Genomic DNA, 15,734 nt, shown 5'->3' with positions numbered 1-15,734 from the left:
GGGTCCTCTCCAGCAAGCGGTTGCTATTCCACGCGCCGCGCCGGAGAGGACCCCGCGTCCCGGAGTCAGGACTTACGGGACTTCAGGTACTCCTCCACTCCCGGCGCGCTGTGCGCCTCCTCCACGCCGACCAGACCGCCGACGGCCTTCGCGTCGGGCTTCAGCACGTACGTCTTCACGCTCGCGGGCCGGTTGACGTCGGAGAAGTCCTGCGGGGAGCCGAGCCCGGTGTCGGCGGCACGCTGCGCGCGGTGCGCCTTGATGACGTCCTCACGGGCCAGACTGCCCGCCTCACAGGCCTTCTTGAGGTCGGCGCCGATCAACTGCGCGGCGTTGTAGCCGGAGAGCACGCCCGAGTCGACCGGGGAGCCCGCGTACTTCTTCTGGTACGCCGCCACCATCTTCTGCACCCCGGGGATCTCCGAGCCGACGGCCGGTGCGGAGCTGACCACGCTCAGCATCGCGACCAGCGCCTTCGCGGCCGGGGTCTTCATCAACTGGGGCGCGAAACCGGGGGCGTTGCTGACGATCGGGACGAGCAGGCCGCGCGAGGCCGCCACTCCGGCGAGGGACGCGGTCTGGGCGGGGCCGGCGCTGATCAGCACGGCCTTCACACCGGCCGCGCGCAACGCCGAGACCTGGGCGGACAGATCGGTGTCCGTGGCCTTGATCTTCTGCCCGACGATCTTCATTCCGGCGCGTTCGGCCGCCCAGGTCGAGCCTTCCAGGGCGTTGTTGCCGTAGTCGCCCTCGAAGTAGACGTGGCCGATCTTGTCGCCCTTCTTCAGCCCCTTGGTGCGGGTGAGGAAGTCGACGGCGGCGATCATGTCGAGGTCGTAGGTCGTGCCGAGCACCTGCACGGACTGCTTGCCGAGCAGGGAGGCGGCCCAGGCCTGCGGGAAGGTGAGCACCTGGTCGCGCTCGATGTCGTCCAGCAGGGCCGCGACCACCGGTGAGCCGACGACCTGGGGCAGGGCGACGACGTCCGGGGAGATGTCGGCGTAGGCGGTGACGGCCTTCTGCACGTCGTAGCCGTGGTCCTCCACGACGATCTCGACCTTGCGGCCGCAGACGCCGCCGGCCGCGTTGGTCTCGTCGGCCCACATCTGCTGGGCCTGGACCAGGCTCTTGCCGAGAGTGGCGTAGGGGCCGGTCAGGTCGGTCAGGGCGCCCAGCCGGACGGTCTTGTCGGTGACGCCGGGGCCGGACTTGACGCCGTCGGCTCCGTCGCTCTTGCTGTCGCCGCCCGCCTTGGAGCTGCACGCGGTGGAGGAGAGCAGAAGCGCCGCGAGAGCCGAGGCGAGGAGGATGCGGGGGCGGGGGTGCTTGACGTTCACGGGGTGTGCTCCTTGGCTCGTGGCGCGGTGACCGGCGGGGTGACGGACGAGGGGTCCGTCGCGGGGGCGGATTCGGTACGACGGCGCCGCAGGCGGGCGCCCAGGCGGCGGACCAGACCGTGCAGACCGTCGGGGGCGTACAGGAGGAAGACGACGATCGCGGCGCCGTAGAGGTAGCGGGCCGCCTCGGTCGGACCGACCGGACCGTCCGCCGAGCCGGGGGTGGCGACCAGCGGCAGATGGTCCGCGTAACGGGTCATCAGCAGGGGCAGGGCGGTGACGAAGACCGCGCCCGCGGTGGCGCCGGCCACCGAGCCCAGACCGCCGATGACGATCATGGCGAGGTAGTCGACGGAGAGGGCGAGACCGAAGTAGTCGGGCACGATACGGCGGAACGCGAGGGCCAGCAGCGCCCCGGCCAGGCCCGCGTACATCGAGGAGACCACGAAGGCCGCCGAGCGGTGCCGGGCCACGTTCACGCCCATCACCGCGGCCGCGGTCTCGCTGTCCCGCAGGGCCGCCAGCGCCCGGCCGGGCCGCCCGGCACGGATGCCGCGGGCGGTGAACCAGGTCAGTGCGAGCAGGGCCAGACCGAGGTACCAGAGGCGCTCCTCGGCGCCGAACGGAACACCGAGCAGGACCAGTTCGGGGCCGTCGTCCGTGAAGCCGAAGCCGCCGACCGTCAGCGGGGGCACCGAGCGGCCGTTGAAGCCGCCGGTGACGGAGTCCGCGGTGAGCAGCACATGGTGGCCGAGGAAGACCAGCGCCAGGGTGGCCACCCCCAGGTAGATGCCGCGCACCCGCCCGGCGACCGGGCTGAACAGCCCGCCCGCGGCTCCCGCCAGCAGGACCGCGAGGACGAGGGCGAGCAGCGGTGGCAGGCCGAGTCCGGGATCCCCGGCCAGCCAGGCGTAGCCGTAGGCGCCGACGGCGAGGAAGAAGGCGTGGCCGAGGGAGAGCTGTCCCGCCGTGCCGGCCAGGAGTCCGAGGCCCACGGCCCCGATCGCGGCGGCCATGGCGAACAGGCCGACCCGCAGCCAGAACGCCTCCACGTAGAAGGGCAGCGCGCACAGCAGGAGTACGGGCAGCACATACCGTGCCCGACGGGTGAGTTCAGACACGGACCGCTCCCTTCGCGCCGAACAGGCCGGTGGGCCGCACCAGGAGGACCAGCACCATCACGGCGTAAGGGGCCACGTCGCCGAACCCGTCGCCCAGGACGTGGAGTTCGGACTGGTAGCCGGCGACCAGCGACTCGGTCAGACCGATCAGCAGGCTGCCCGCCAGGGCGCCGGGCGGGGACGCCATGCCGCCGAGGATCGCGGCCGGGAAGGCCTTGAGGGCGATCTGTCCCGTCGTGCGCTCGAGGCCGGGCGCGGGGAACGCGGCGAGGAACACCGCGGCCAGCGCGGCGAGCGCGCCCGCCAGGCACCAGGCCAGGGTGCGCACCCGGACCAGCCGGACGCCCATCAGCGCCGCCGCCTCCAGGTCCTCGGACGAGGCCCGCAGGGACAGGCCCCAGGAGGTGAACCGGAACAGCGCGAAGACGGCGCCGATGACGACCGCGGACACCGCGATCGCGGCGAGCCGGCTGTCGGCGACGGTCAGCGGCCCGAGCCGGGTGACGGAGTCGCCCCACGGGTCGCCCAGGGTGAGCAGATCGCCGCCGATGCGCCGGGCGAGGTCGGTGAGCAGGACGATGTCGATGCCGATGGTGACGATCGTCTGCACATGGGCGGCCTGCGGGTCGCGGTCGCCGCCGCGCAGCAGCAGCCGGTCCAGGGCGCCCGCCACGGCCGCCGTGACCAGCACGGCCAGGGCCAGCGCTCCGGCGAAGCCGAGGTCGTCGTGGAGCACGGCGGCGAGATAGCCGCCGAGCAGGAGCAGCGAGCCGTGCGCGAAGTTGAGCACGCCGGACGCCTTGAAGATCACGACGAAGCCGAGGGCGACGAGGGCGTAGACCGAGCCCAGGGCCAGGCCGTTGAGGACGTGATCGAGGAATCCCGTCATGCGGCGTCCTCCCCTTCTTTCTCTCCGTCGCCGCCGCTGTCGGGCCTGTCGGGGGCGTCGGTTTCACTGTTGCTGTTGCTGTTGCTGTTGCTGTTGCGGTTGTTGTCGCTGTCGCTGTTGCTGTTGTTGTCGCTCTTGCCGTTGTTGGCGTTGGTGTCGGGATCCGGGGCGTCGCCGGCCTCGCTGTCCGCGTCGTCGTCGCCGTCCTCTCCGTCGGCGTCGCTCTCGCCCTCACCCAGGTAGGCGCGCAGCACCTCGGGGTCGCGGCGGACCTGGTCGGGGGTGCCGTGGGCGATGGTGCGGCCGAAGTCCAGGACCGTGACCTCGTCGGCGAGCCGCATCACCAGGCCCATGTCGTGCTCCACGAGCACCACGGACAGGCCGAGTTGCTCGCGCACGTCCCGGACGACCTCCGCGGTGCGGGCGCGTTCGGCGGCGTTCATGCCGGCCACCGGTTCGTCGAGCAGCAGCACGCGCGGCTCCAGGCACAGGGCGCGCGCGAACTCCACGCGTTTGCGGTCGCCGTACGACAGGACCGCGACCGGGGTGTCGAAGTGGTCGCCGAGGCCGGTGAGTTCGGCGATCTCCCGGGCGCGGGCGAGATGCTCGCGCTGTTCCCGGCGGGCGCCGGGCAGCCGCAGGGCACTGGCGGCGTAGCCCGCGCGGCTCAGCGCGTGGCGGCCGACCAGGAGGTTGTCGGCGACCGTGCCCTCGGTGGTGACGATGTTCTGGAAGGTGCGGGCCACACCGAGCGCGGCGATGCGGTGCGGAGCCAGCCGGGTCAGCTCGGTCTCGCCGAGGCGGACCGTGCCGGAGGCCGGCCGGTACAGGCCCGACAGCACGTTGAAGCAGGTGGACTTGCCCGCCCCGTTGGGGCCGATGACGGCGTGGACGGTGCCGGGTTCGACGGTCAGGGACACGCTGTCGAGGGCGGTGAGCCCGGCGAACCTGACGGTGACGTCCCGCACCTCGAGGACGGGCGGCGGGGTGATGGTCCGGTCGGTCACGCCGCCCCCTGAGCGTCGGCCGCCCGGCCACCCCGCGGGGTGTCGCCGGTCTCGTCTCCGGTGTCGCCGCCGGTCTCGTCGTCGGCGCTCTCGCCCAGGTACAGGCGGCGCACGGCGTCCGTGCGGGCGAGCTCGTCGGCGGGGCCGGAGAGCCGGACCTGGCCGACCTCCAGGACGTAGGCGTGGGAGGCGAGCGACAGGGCCATGCCCGCGTTCTGCTCGACCAGCAGCACGCCGGTGCCCTGGGAGTTGATCTCGCGGATCACCTCGGCGATCCGGTGCACCATGCGCGGGGCGAGGCCGAGCGAGGGCTCGTCCAGCAGCAGCAGCCGGGGTGCCGCCATCAGCGCGCGGCCGATGGCGAGCATCTGCTGCTCGCCGCCGGAGAGCAGGCCCGCCTGCTGACGGGTGCGTTCGGCGAGCCGCGGGAACAGCGCGAACACCCGGTCGCGGGAGGCGCGGACCTGCGCCGGGGCGCGGCGGCCGAGGCCGAGACCGCCGGAGCGGAGGTTCTCGTCGACGGTGAGGCCGGCGAAGACCCGCCTGCCCTCGGGGACCTGGACGACTCCGGCGCGTACCGCGGTGACGGGGTCACGCCCGTCGAGCGCGGTCTCGCCGTACCGTACGCGGCCGGCCGTGACCTGGCCGCGGTGCAGGCGCAGGGTGCCGGAGACCGCCCGCAACAGGGTGGACTTTCCGGCGCCGTTGGCGCCCAGCAGCGCCACGACGGCGCCGGGCGGCACGGTCAGGGACACGGAACGCAGTGCGGACAGCGCCCGGCCGTAGGTCACGTCCAGGTTCTCGACGTGCAGCGCGGGCGCGTCGTCCGGTGGTGCTTCGGGCATCGCGGCTCCTCGGGTCCGTGCCGGCCGGCGTACGGGGCACGGGTCTGCGGGAAGGGGAGCTCACGACAACACGGCCGCGCGGGGCCGGTACAGAGCGATCAGCAGGAGGGCTGCGAGGTCCCAAGACAGGCGGCGGGTCGTTGTGCCGACGCCCAGGGGACGTGCCGAAGGGGTGCGGGACCGGGGCGGGCGGGGGCGTGGCGGACCGGGGTCGTAGCAGGTGAGCGATGTGAGCGACCGTGGCGGAGGGGCGCGGCAGGGTGGGCGTGGCGGGGAGAGCTCCGCGAGGCGGGCGACCGAGGCGGGGAGAGCCCCGCGAGGCGGGCGACCGGGCATGCGGAGAGGGCGGATCGCGGACGATCCGCCCTCCCGGACGTCGAGGACCCTGCGGCCGGGCCGGGTGCGGTCAGTCGCGCACCGCACGGCGCGCCGTCAGCGCCAGGCTCACTTCCACGACGTCCAGGGGTCGCTGCAACGAGCGCCCGGTGAGCTGCTCGAAGCGCCGCAGCCGGTTCAGCACGGTGTTGCGGTGGCAGTACAGCCGCTCGCCCGCCCGCTGAGCGGAACCGTCGCAGGTCAGCCAGGCGGCGACCGTGTCGAGGAGCACCTCGCGGTCGGCGGGGTCCAGTTCCGCGAGGGGGCCGAGCGCACGGTCGGCGAGGGCGGCCGCGAGATCGGGGCTGGAGACGACGAGGGCGGCGGGCAGCTGCTCGGCGAGCCGGACGGCACCGCCCTCCGGCGGGCACAGGCTCAGCGCGAGGTCGGCCTGCGCGCGGGCCTCCCCCACGGCGGCCAGCCCCGCGACGACACCGCTCACACCGATCCGCAGCCCGTTACCCGCTTCGACTGCCTCGCACACCGGAATCTCGCCCTCCGGGACCAGGACTATGCCGTAGTCCACCTCCCCGCCCGTATGCCAGTGCACCCGCACACCCGGAACGAGGACGGCGGCCCGCGACCCGGCCGGGCCCGGGCCCGGCCCCCGCCCGGCGGTGACGGCGAGCACGGCACAACGACCCTGCTCCGGCAGCTCCAGCGCCTGCGCGGTCTCGGGGAGGTCGGCGATCCGGCTGGTGCCGTCTAGGAGGGCCCCGACCAGCACCCGCACCCTGTTCTCCCGCTGCCAGGCCAGCTGCCGCTCGACATGGTGATAGGCGTCCGCGACGAGGGTGCAGTGCTCGTCGACGAAGTTCCAGATGTCGGAGGCGACATGGACCAGCAGCCGCACGTCCTCGGGCGCCGTCCGCGAGGTCTCCTCCACCAGCCGCTGCCACACCAGGGACCCGCCGAGCCGGAAGGCGTGCAGCAGGGCGTCCAGCGGTACACCCTGTTCCGCGCGTGCGGCACCGATCTTCCACGAACAGCGGCGGGCGGCGTCCCGGGAGCCGCGCGGGTCCAGCAGCGAGGCGACGCTGTGCCGCAGCGAGCGGTGCACCTCCTGCCACACGGCGACCGGGTCGTCGGCCACGGCCGCCCGGTAGGCGGGCTCCTGGTCCTGCACGGTGGCCAGCAGCCGGTCGGTCAGTTCGGGCAGGTCGGCCAGCAGCACGCGGGCCGCGCGGTGCAGGACCGTGATGGCCTCGGCGTCGATCAACGACCGGACGGGCCTCGTCCGCGGTGCCGGTACGACGGCCGGTACGGTGCGGTGCGGCGTGCGGTGCTTCAGGGCTCGGTGCATCACGGTCCTCCCCCAGGTGTGCGACCTGACTCGTCCTGTCGGAAGGATGGCATACCGTCCGGTCGGTCCCCAGGGGTCGAACATCTCTTTCCGGCGTCACTACGCGCGGCGGGACATCTCGCACCGGCGCCGCGAGGCGCCGTCGGTGGTTCGATCGGGGTGTCGTCGGGCACCGAGGACGGTCGGACCGGGGTTCCGCCGACGCCCCGGTCCGGGCCTCGCGGTGCGCCGCCGGTGACTCGGTCCCGGCCTGTCGCCGCGCTCCGCCGGTCCCCCGGTCCGGGTGTCGCCACGTGCAGTCGGCAGCCCCGTCGGGGCGTCTGCGGACGCCGACGGCAGTCCATCGAGGCGTGGCCGGACGGCGTAGGCGACCTGGTCCGGGCGTCGCGACGCGCCGTCGGAGACCGGTCCCGGTCTGTAGCCGCGCCCGCCGGTCGTCCGATCCGGGGGTCGCCGCGTGCCGTCGGAGACCGGTCCCGGTCTGTAGCCGCGCCCGCCGGTCGTCCGATCCGGGGGTCGCCGCGTGCCGTCGGCAGCCCCGTCGGGGCGTCGCCGGGCGGCGTCGGCGACCTGGTCCGGGCGGCGCCACGCGCGGTCGGCGATCCGAGCCCGGCCCGTCGCAGCATGCCGTCGGCGATCCGGCCGGGGCGTCGCGGGGCGCCGACGGCAAGCCCGTCGAGGCGTAGCCGGACGCCGTCGGCGACCCGGTCCCGGTGTCGCTACGCGCCCCGCGTCTCCCCCTCGGGTCGCTCGGCCCGTTCCACGAGACGGACGAGTTCGACGCGGGACCGTACTCCCAGCGCCGCGAAGACCTTGCGGAGGTGGTAGTCGACCGTACGGGTGCTCACCGAGAGGATGCGGGCGACCTCCCGGTTCGTCGCGCCGTCGGCGACATGGCGGGCGATACGGCACTGCTGGGGCGTCAGCCGGTCCAGCGCCCCGGCGCGCGGGGTGTCCGGGGCGGCCGTACGGTGCGCCCGCAGCTCGCCGCGTGCCTGGTCGGCCCAGACCCGGGCGCCGCTGCTCTCGAAGCCGACCAGGGCGGCGCCGAGCAGGTCGCGGGCCTCGCGCAGCCGACGGCGCCGCCGCAGCCACTTGCCGTACAGCAGCGCCGTCCTGGCCCGCTCGAAGTCGCCGGTCGCGCGCTCGTGCAGGTCCAGCGCCCGGGTGTACAGCTCGTCGGCGAGGTCGGGCGGGGCGAGCAGGGCGCGGCAGCGCAGCAACTGGGCGGGGGCCTGCGGGTCCGCGCCGAAGGCCGACCAGGCCGCGAGGTCCTCCAGCGCCTGCCGGGCCTCGCTCTGGCGTCCCGCGAGCACGGCCACCTCGACGAAGCAGGGCACGGCCAGCATCCACACCGCGAAGTGGCCGCGCCGGGGTCCTGGCCGTACGAGGGGACCGAGCCGGTCGGCGGCCTCCAGCGGTCGGCCGCGGCCCAGGTCCGCCCGGCCCAGCGCCCACTGGGCGAGGGTGGCCGTCTGCGCCAGCCCGTGCCGGCGGGCCGTGGCCAGCGCCTCGCCCGCGTGCCCGGCGACCTCGGCGGGCTCCCCCTCGATCGAGGCGACCAGGGCGAGCACCGCCCGGTGCCCTGCCGCGGTGTTGCGCTGGCCCGCGGCCCGCGCCGCCCGCAGCCCCTCCTCGGCGTGGGCGCGGGCCTGCGGGTGCCGCCCGCTGCGCAGCTCGGCGTACGCGAGGTACTCCAGCGCCCGCGGTACGACGACCCGGTCGCCGTCGGCCCTGGCCAGGGCGACCGCCCGCGCCGCCGCGCGCGAGGCCGTGGGCAGGTCGCCCAGGACCAGCGCGGCCCCGGCCGCCCGTGCCAGCTCGGCCGCCCGGGCGGGGTCGGCCGAGCGGGCGCCGGCGACGACCCGTTCCAGCGGTGCCACGGCGTCCTCGAGCCGCCCTTCCAGCGCGGACCGCAGTCCCCGGTGGTAGTCGTCGGGCCTGTCGTCCTGACGTGGCGCGCGGGACAGGGCCTCCAGACAGCCGGGCAGGTCGCCCGCCGCCCAGGCCGCGTCCATGGCGCGGGTCCCGGCGACGGCCGAGAGCTCCGGCGCGGGGACGGCGAGCAGGGCCGCGGCGGTCAGCAGGGACTCGCGGGCGGTGGCGGTGGGCCCGTCGAGGAGCTGCACGCTGCCCCGCAGCAGCTCGGCCCGTCCGCGCACGGCGGCCGGGAGGCTCGGGTGTGCGGCGGTGTCGAGCAGTTCCAGCGCGCGCCGGGGCAGTCCGGCGTGCAGGGCCTGACCTGCGGCGGCCGTACGGCAGCGGGCGCGGGCCGTCTCGTCGGTGGTCAGCTCGGCGGCGCGGGCGTGGGCGAGGGAGCGCAGCCGGTGCGGGGCGGGGCAGCCGGGGTCGCTCGCGGCCGCGGTCAGTTCGGCGGACAGCTCCGGGTCCGCTCCGGTCGCCGCCCAGGCCCGGTGCAAAAGGCGGCGCAGCCGGTCGCCGTCGCCCTCCAGCACCCGCGCGAGGGCCAGGTGCGCGGCCCGCCGCCGGTCCGGCGCGGCTGCGGCGTACACGGCCCGGCGCAGCACGGCGCCGGCGAAGCGGAGCCGTCCGTCGGCGAGGAGCAGGGCGGGGGACGCTTCGGCGGGCGGGTCCGGACGGAGTCCCCGGCCGGAGAGCGCCGCGCCGACGAGCCCGGCGTCGACGTCCGCGCCGTCCCCCTCCGCCCCTCGCAGCGCCGCCGCCGTGACCAGGAGCAGGCCGTCCGTGTCCGGTGGGAGGCCGCGCAGGAACGGGCCCGCCACGGCGGTGAGGGTGCCGGGGTCGGCGGGCGGGGCGGGCAGAGGGCGCGATCCGGCCGGGTCGGTGCAGGTCAGCCGCCCGGCCAGGGCCAGCAGCAGGGCCGGGTTCCCCTCGGCCTCCTCCAGCAGCGCGTCCCGTACGGCCGGGTCGGCGCCCGTGCCGGTCGCGTCGTCCAGGACGGCGACGGCCGCCGACGGGGTCAGCGGCGGCAGATGCGTCGTGGGCAGTCCGGCGAGCTCCCGGGGCGCGTACCCGGCGACGGCGGCCACCAGGGCCACCGGGCCGGCCTCCGTCAGCCGCCGCGCGGCCAGGCCCAGCACGGCGAGGGACGGGCCGTCCCACAGATGTACGTCGTCCACGCACAGCAGCAGTGGCTCGCCGCCCGCCGCCGCGCGCAGCGCCGCGAGCAGCAGTCCGGCGCCCGCCTCGGCATCGGCGGGCTCCTGCGGGCCGCCCTGGTCGAGGGCTCGCAGGACGGCGCGCAGTCCGCCGTACGGGCGCCGCCCCGGGGCGGGCTCTGCGTGCGGGCGGTGCACCGGCCCGGCCGGGAAGGCGCGGGCGGCGTGGTCGAGGAGAGCGGTGCGGCCGATCCCCGGTTCGCCGGTCACGACGAGCACTCCGGCCCGCTCCGGCAGCCGGTCCGACAGCGCGGCCAGGGCACGCAGCTGCGGCCCCCGCCCGTGCAGGCGTGGGGCCGTCGTCGTCCTGCTCGTCCGTCCGGTCATTCCCGGCACGTTACGTACGGGTAACCCCGGCCGGAAGGCGTACGTCCGCCCCGGCCGGGCCGCTCACCCGCGCGACCTGCCGTTTCCGGCGGCCCGGGGCCGGGCTCTGTGCCGGTGCCCAGCGCGGCCGGACCGCGTCCGTGCACCGGCACAGCGGCGGTCAGGAGCCGTGCGGGCAGTTGCCCCGGTACTCCTCGATGGTGAGGCTCGGCGAGGGCAGCGGGCAGAGGAACTGCTCGTAGCGGGTGTCGTTGTCGATGAACCGCTTCAGCCAGGACACGCTGTACTTCGCGATCGTGGTGCTGGACGCGTTGGGCGTGAAGTGGGTGGCGTTGTTCAGCTCCAGGTAGGCGCGGTCCGTGCCGGCCGGCAGGCTGCCGTAGAACGGCTCCGCGTGCGAGGCGACCGGGGCGATCGTGTCGCCGTCGGCTCCGACGATCAGGGTGGGGGTGGTGACCTCGGGCCAGGTCTTGTCGAGGTTCCACGGGGTGAGCGGGATGGCCGCCTGGAGGGAGGGGCGGGACTTCGCGGCCTCCAGGGTGCCGCCGCCGCCCATCGAGTGGCCCATCACGCCGAGCCGGGTGCTGTCGATGCGGGAGCGCACGGAGCTGCGTTCGGTGAGGTAGTCGAGCGCGGCCAGGAGCTGGCGTCCGCGGGAGTCGGGCTGGTCCAGCGTGGTGAGGGTGTCGATGGTGAACACCACGAAGCCCTGGGAGGCCAGCCGGGGGCCGAGCCAGGCCATCGAGGACTGGGTGGCGGTGTAGCCGGGCGCGACGGCGACCGCGCCGAAGGTGCCGTCGGCGGTGCTGGTGGGGTAGTAGACGGTACCCCCGCCGAAGCCGGTGACCACGAGCGAGGACACCGAGGTCTCGGAGACCGCGTACGGGCCGCGGGCCGCCTCGATGCTCGCGGTGGTCGGCGCGGGACCGCGCTGGTAGGGGTTGTCCGCCGCGTGCGCGCCGGGGCCGGACAGGGCGCCGAGCCCGGCGACGGCCGCCAGAGCGGCGATCGTCCCGGCCAGACGCCGGCCGCGGTGGGCGCGGCGGGCCGGGCGTGCGCCCTCGGGGGTCACGGGGGTGTGGGGGTGCTGCTGCACGACGAGTCGTCCTCTCGGTCGTATGCCGTTGCGAGCCCGCCGTGGGGAGCGGCGGGCGAGTGCCACTGTGAGGGCGCCGCAAGCCCCGGCCACCGGCGAAATCACCGGTCGTGCGTCGTTGCGCCCCCAGGGCGCCCGCGGCACGGGGCTTGCGCGGCGGCCCGGGGCGTGTGGCACGCTCACCTGCGTACCGGTGGCCCGGCCGCCGGTCGGCACGACGTTCGGCACCGTGGAGAGGCGGCGGTATGCGCATCGGACTGCTCGGCACGGGACCGTGGGCCCGGATGGCCCACGCGCCCGCCCTGGAGGCCCACCCGGAGCTGGACCTCGCGGGGGTGTGGGGGCGCCGCCCCGACGCCGCCAAGGAACTGGCGTCCCTGCACGGCACACGCGCCTACGACGACGTCGACGCGCTGCTGGAGGACGTGGACGCCGTCGCGGTGGCGCTGCCGCCCGGTGTGCAGGCCGACCTGGCGGTACGGGCGGCCCGCGCGGGGCGTCATCTGCTGCTCGACAAGCCGCTGGCCCCGACGGTCGCGCAGGCGCGGGCCGTGGCCGAGGCCGTGCGGGAGGCGCAGGTCGCCTCGGTGGTGTTCTTCACGACCCGGTTCCAGCCGGAGGCCGAGCTGTGGATCGCCGAACAGGCCGCCGAGGAGGGCTGGTTCACCGCGCGGGCGCAGTGGCTCGGCGCGGTCTTCAGCGGCGGCGACAGCCCCTTCGCCCAGTCGCCCTGGCGGCGCGAGAAGGGTGCGCTGTGGGACGTCGGCCCGCACGCCCTGTCCGTGCTGCTGCCGGTGCTCGGCGACGCGGTGCGGGTGGCGTCCGTGGCGCACGGCCCGGGGGACACGGCGCATCTCGTGGTCGAGCACGAGGGGGGTGCGTTCAGCTCGCTCATCCTCAGCCTCACCGCTCCGCTCGCGGCGGCGGGCACGGATGTGGAGCTGCGGGGTGCGGCCGGGGTGGCCCGGCTGCCGCACGGCGGCGACGGGCCGGTGCGGGCGTTGTCCCGTGCGGGCGATGCGCTGCTCGCTGCGGTTCGCTCGGGGCGGCCGCATCCGTGTGACGCGGCGTTCGGGTTGCGGGTGACGGAGATTCTCGCGGAGGCGGAGGCCATGCTGGGCGCGAACGAGGACTGACGGGGGTTCCCCGCGCCCCGTGCTTTCACCCACCGACCGTCGCGGCCGAACGCGCAGTTCCCCGCGCCCCTGGAGACTTCACCTGCGGGCCGTCTCTGGCTGGGCGCGCAGTTCCCCGCGCCCCCAAGAAGCCACGTGCAGCTCTCCGCAATCTCGGGAGGCAGCACGTCTCCGACGGCCCAGCAGACACCCCCCTAGGGGCGCGGGGAACTGCGCGACCAACCACATCGCACCCGCGACCCGAAAACGCAGCCTGCACCCAGCCACCCCCTAGGGGCGCGGGGAACTGCGCGAGCGGCCACGGCGTACCCGCAGCCGACGAAATGGGGTTGGCCGGGCATCTGTCGGCCTCCTAGGCTGGCGCGGTGGCGATTCGGGTGATCTTTCTCAACGGCGGCTCCAGCTCGGGCAAGACGGGCATCGCACGATGCCTGCAAGCCCTGCTCCCAGACCCCTGGCTCACCCTGAGCGTCGACACCTTCGTAGACGCGCTGCCCGCCGCGCTGCGGGACTCCGAGGAGGGCCTGGACATCGCCCAGGACGGCACGATCGGGGTCGGCGCGGGCTTCCGGGAACTGGAGACGGCCTGGATGGCGGGTGTGGCCGCGATGGTCCACGCGGGCGCCCGGGTCGTACTCGACGACGTCTTCCTCGGCGGCGCCGACTCCCAGAAGCGCTGGCAGCAGGCCCTGGACGGCACGGATGTGCTGTGGGTAGGGGTGCGCTGCGCACCCGACGTCGCGGCGGGACGCGAGCTGGCCCGCGGCGACCGCGTCGTGGGCATGGCCGAGGCCCAGGCGGACCTCGTGCACCGGGGCGTGGCCTACGACCTGGAGATCGACACCGCCCGCACGGAGTCCATGGAGTGCGCGCGCCGGATCGCCGCCCGGCTGGGATGAGGCCGCGGCGTCGCCCCGCGGACGGGAAGGGGTCGGACAGACCCTGGCCCGGCCCGCGCCCCACCGGCCGATCAAGGGCCGCGCGGGCCCGGACCGCCGCCCTCCGGATGCACGACGGGCCGAGGCGTTGAATGGTGTTAGTGGACCCGATGACATCCGCGGGGCCGCGGCACACTCCCTCACCGGAGGAGCACCGATCATGTCCAACTCACAGCCCGAAGCTTCCCCGCCCGAGGCGCACTGGCATCCGGACCGCGCCACTCCGGACAACCTCCTCCACACCCGCACCGGCGCCGACGTGTCGCCGGAGGACATCGTCCTCGCCTCGGGCAAGGACCTCACTCCGAACACTCTGGAGTGGGCCAAGCGGAAGCTGGCGCAAGAGGGTCCCGCGGCCCTCGACAAGCTGCTGCCCTAGAGGCGCGGCCGCACGACTGACGGACCCGGGACGTGCCGAGGGGCGCCACCCGGGTCCCAGGCATGAGCTGCTGCCGACGGCCGTGTGCGGCCGGGCACGGGGGCAGGGAGGGTCGTAACCGGAACGGCGCGGGGGACAACGGCCGTTGCCCTTCTCAAGGGCCGGGCCGGTGGGGCTATCATCACACGCACACAGGGCCGTGACCGTCCGTCGCCGGGACGGGACGGCCGGTGTCCGCCACCCCACGCGCCGCCCGCGACCCCGAGGCCAACCCTCCCCGGTTCACGGCGGGTTCACCCCTCACAGCAACAACGCCGCCGGGGCCCGCCGCCCTTCGCGCCGTGCACGACGGAAAGCAGCGCACCATGAGCAAGAGCAGGGGTCGAGGGCTCCAGGCCGGCGTGCTGGGCCTGTTCGACACGGTGGTGATGGCCGTCGCGGGCAGCGCTCCGGCGTACTCGCTCGCGGCGACCACGGCCGTGCTCGTCTCGGTGGTGGGTGTGGCCAGTCCCGCGGCGCTGCTGTACTGCGCGATACCCATGCTCGGCATCGCGCTCGCGTTCGGCCACCTCGGCCGGATCGACGTGAACGCGGGCGCCAGCTACTCCTGGGTGGGCCGTACGCTGCACCCGTTCCTGGGGTTCATCAGCGGCTGGGCGCTGGTGGTGTCGGCGACCATCTTCATGGTGGCCGGGTCGCTGCCCGCCGGGGCGATGACGCTGGCCCTGTTCGACGAGGACCTCGCGCACCGCACGGGGGCCGCCACGGCGGTCGGCGCGCTGTGGTTCCTGGTGATGCTGGCGGTGGTGCTCGGCGGCGCCCGGCTGACCGTCCGCGCCCAACTCCTCATGTCCGGCGTGGAACTGGTCGTCCTGGTCCTGTTCGTGGGCCTCGCACTGTTCCACTCCGGCGGCGCCCGCGCCTTCGACTGGTCCTGGCTCGGCTTCGGCCACTTCGACGGGGTGTCCGGCTTCGCCGCGGGCGCGCTGGTCGCCGCGTTCTGCTACTGGGGCTGGGACGTCACCGGCAATCTGAGCGAGGAGACCCGGGACAGCCGCCGCACGACGGGACGGGCGGCACTGATCGGGATCGTGATCGTCTTCCTGCTGTACGAGGCGTTCACGATCGCGGTGAACGTGATCCTCACCCCGCGGCAGATCCAGGAGAGCGGGGCGGACGTCCTGGCGGTGCTGGGCGAGGAGCTCTGGCCGGGCTGGGGCGGCCGGCTGCTGATGCTGGCGGTGATGCTGTCCACCGTCGCGACCCTGGAGACCACGCTGATCCAGGTGACCCGGTCGCTGTTCGCGATGGGCCGGGACCGCACCATGCCGTCGGCGCTCGGCCGGGTGCACCGGCGGTGGAACACCCCGTGGGTGGCGATCACCGTGGTCGGCACGGTGGCGCTGGCGATGTTCCTCGCCGCGGGCACCCTGGGCTCGGTCGGCGACATCCTCACCGAGGCGATCAGGGCGATGGGCCTGCAGATCGCCGTCTACTACGGGCTGGCCGGGATCGCGGTCGTGGTCGCCTACCGCGGGGTCCTGCTCAGTTCGCCGAAGCGCTTCCTGCTCGGCGGGGTGTGGCCGCTGTTCGGCTCGCTCTTTATGTTCTGGATTCTCGTGGAGTCGCTCGGCGAGCTGAGCGGCGCCTCGATCGCGATCGGTGCGGGCGGACTGGCGCTGGGGCTGGTGCCGATGTTCTGGTACCGGGGCAGCGACTACTACCGGCCCGCCCGGCTGGACGCGGCCCGGGTCATCGCGACGGAGTACGTGCCCGACCGCCGCGCGGCCGAGGCCGCCCATGTCCACGAGGGCCTCCCCACCGACTTCTGAGGGGACCCT

11 protein-coding genes and 1 pseudogene are annotated in these 15,734 nt (G+C 75.0%); 4 read left to right on the top strand and 8 right to left on the bottom strand.

Annotated elements, in window-relative coordinates:
• Positions 1 to 65 precede the first annotated feature (65 nt).
• The 8 genes and pseudogenes from ACZ6SQ_RS09400 to bdeA all read right to left on the bottom strand — a co-directional run bounded on the left by ACZ6SQ_RS09400 (position 66) and on the right by bdeA (position 11,440).
• The gene (locus ACZ6SQ_RS09400; protein WP_469558484.1) at positions 66 to 1,337 is read right to left on the bottom strand and encodes an ABC transporter substrate-binding protein; all 1,272 of its coding nucleotides are present in this window, start codon (positions 1,335 to 1,337) and stop codon (positions 66 to 68) included.
• Positions 1,334 to 2,458, bottom strand: coding sequence for a branched-chain amino acid ABC transporter permease (locus ACZ6SQ_RS09395; protein ID WP_469558482.1), 1,125 nt, complete (start codon positions 2,456 to 2,458; stop codon positions 1,334 to 1,336). The genes ACZ6SQ_RS09400 and ACZ6SQ_RS09395 overlap by 4 nt, the downstream gene beginning before the upstream one ends.
• Positions 2,451 to 3,347 carry a branched-chain amino acid ABC transporter permease gene (locus ACZ6SQ_RS09390; RefSeq protein WP_469558480.1) on the bottom strand — a complete coding sequence of 299 codons (897 nt, stop codon included), beginning with the start codon at positions 3,345 to 3,347 and terminating at the stop codon, positions 2,451 to 2,453. Before ACZ6SQ_RS09390 ends, ACZ6SQ_RS09395 begins: the two co-directional genes overlap by 8 nt.
• Positions 3,348 to 3,550: 203 nt before the next feature.
• Positions 3,551 to 4,354 (bottom strand): annotated as a pseudogene (locus tag ACZ6SQ_RS09385) (ABC transporter ATP-binding protein); the annotation flags it as partial.
• Complete coding sequence (locus tag ACZ6SQ_RS09380; protein WP_469558477.1) at positions 4,351 to 5,199, bottom strand: ABC transporter ATP-binding protein; 849 nt, start codon at positions 5,197 to 5,199, stop codon at positions 4,351 to 4,353. The gene ACZ6SQ_RS09380 and the pseudogene ACZ6SQ_RS09385, both read right to left, overlap by 4 nt.
• A 406-nt stretch (positions 5,200 to 5,605) precedes the next feature.
• The gene (locus tag ACZ6SQ_RS09375) at positions 5,606 to 6,877 is read right to left on the bottom strand and encodes an RsbRD N-terminal domain-containing protein (protein WP_469558474.1); all 1,272 of its coding nucleotides are present in this window, start codon (positions 6,875 to 6,877) and stop codon (positions 5,606 to 5,608) included.
• Positions 6,878 to 7,596: 719 nt separating this feature from the next.
• Positions 7,597 to 10,344: a helix-turn-helix transcriptional regulator gene (locus tag ACZ6SQ_RS09370; protein WP_469558471.1), complete on the bottom strand. Its 2,748-nt coding sequence runs from the start codon at positions 10,342 to 10,344 to the stop codon at positions 7,597 to 7,599.
• Between the two features lie 160 nt (positions 10,345 to 10,504).
• Entirely contained in the window at positions 10,505 to 11,440 is a 936-nt protein-coding gene (bdeA, locus tag ACZ6SQ_RS09365) for a bis(hydroxyethyl) terephthalate hydrolase (RefSeq protein WP_469558469.1), read from the bottom strand.
• A gap of 245 nt (positions 11,441 to 11,685) precedes the next feature.
• Between bdeA and ACZ6SQ_RS09360 the strand changes: the two genes are divergently transcribed.
• From ACZ6SQ_RS09360 to ACZ6SQ_RS09345, 4 genes are all read left to right on the top strand, one after another.
• Entirely contained in the window at positions 11,686 to 12,576 is an 891-nt protein-coding gene (locus ACZ6SQ_RS09360; protein ID WP_386380114.1) for a Gfo/Idh/MocA family protein, read from the top strand.
• Between the two features lie 365 nt (positions 12,577 to 12,941).
• Entirely contained in the window at positions 12,942 to 13,475 is a 534-nt protein-coding gene (gene cpt / locus ACZ6SQ_RS09355; RefSeq protein WP_469558464.1) for a chloramphenicol phosphotransferase CPT, read from the top strand.
• 199 nt (positions 13,476 to 13,674) lie between these two features.
• Positions 13,675 to 13,893, top strand: coding sequence for a hypothetical protein (locus ACZ6SQ_RS09350; RefSeq protein ID WP_389323471.1), 219 nt, complete (start codon positions 13,675 to 13,677; stop codon positions 13,891 to 13,893).
• Positions 13,894 to 14,258: 365 nt separating this feature from the next.
• Positions 14,259 to 15,725 (top strand): APC family permease, encoded by a 1,467-nt coding sequence (locus ACZ6SQ_RS09345; RefSeq protein WP_469558461.1) that lies wholly within the window; start codon positions 14,259 to 14,261, stop codon positions 15,723 to 15,725.
• The last annotated feature ends 9 nt before the right edge of the window (positions 15,726 to 15,734 follow it).

The organism is Streptomyces sp. NPDC048600, from assembly GCF_055587025.1.
Note: the sequence above shows the minus strand (reverse complement) of the source record. Positions and strands in the feature narration are given on the sequence as shown.

What these genes read in the sequence shown, in the direction of transcription:
- ACZ6SQ_RS09345 (WP_469558461.1), top strand. Translation starts at nt 14,259, where the DNA reads ATGAGCAAGAGCAGGGGTCGAGGGCTCCAGGCCGGCGTGCTGGGCCTG.
- ACZ6SQ_RS09370 (WP_469558471.1), bottom strand. Translation starts at nt 10,344, where the DNA reads ATGACCGGACGGACGAGCAGGACGACGACGGCCCCACGCCTGCACGGG.
- ACZ6SQ_RS09350 (WP_389323471.1), top strand. Translation starts at nt 13,675, where the DNA reads ATGTCCAACTCACAGCCCGAAGCTTCCCCGCCCGAGGCGCACTGGCAT.
- ACZ6SQ_RS09380 (WP_469558477.1), bottom strand. Translation starts at nt 5,199, where the DNA reads ATGCCCGAAGCACCACCGGACGACGCGCCCGCGCTGCACGTCGAGAAC.
- ACZ6SQ_RS09360 (WP_386380114.1), top strand. Translation starts at nt 11,686, where the DNA reads ATGCGCATCGGACTGCTCGGCACGGGACCGTGGGCCCGGATGGCCCAC.
- ACZ6SQ_RS09375 (WP_469558474.1), bottom strand. Translation starts at nt 6,877, where the DNA reads ATGCACCGAGCCCTGAAGCACCGCACGCCGCACCGCACCGTACCGGCC.
- ACZ6SQ_RS09390 (WP_469558480.1), bottom strand. Translation starts at nt 3,347, where the DNA reads ATGACGGGATTCCTCGATCACGTCCTCAACGGCCTGGCCCTGGGCTCG.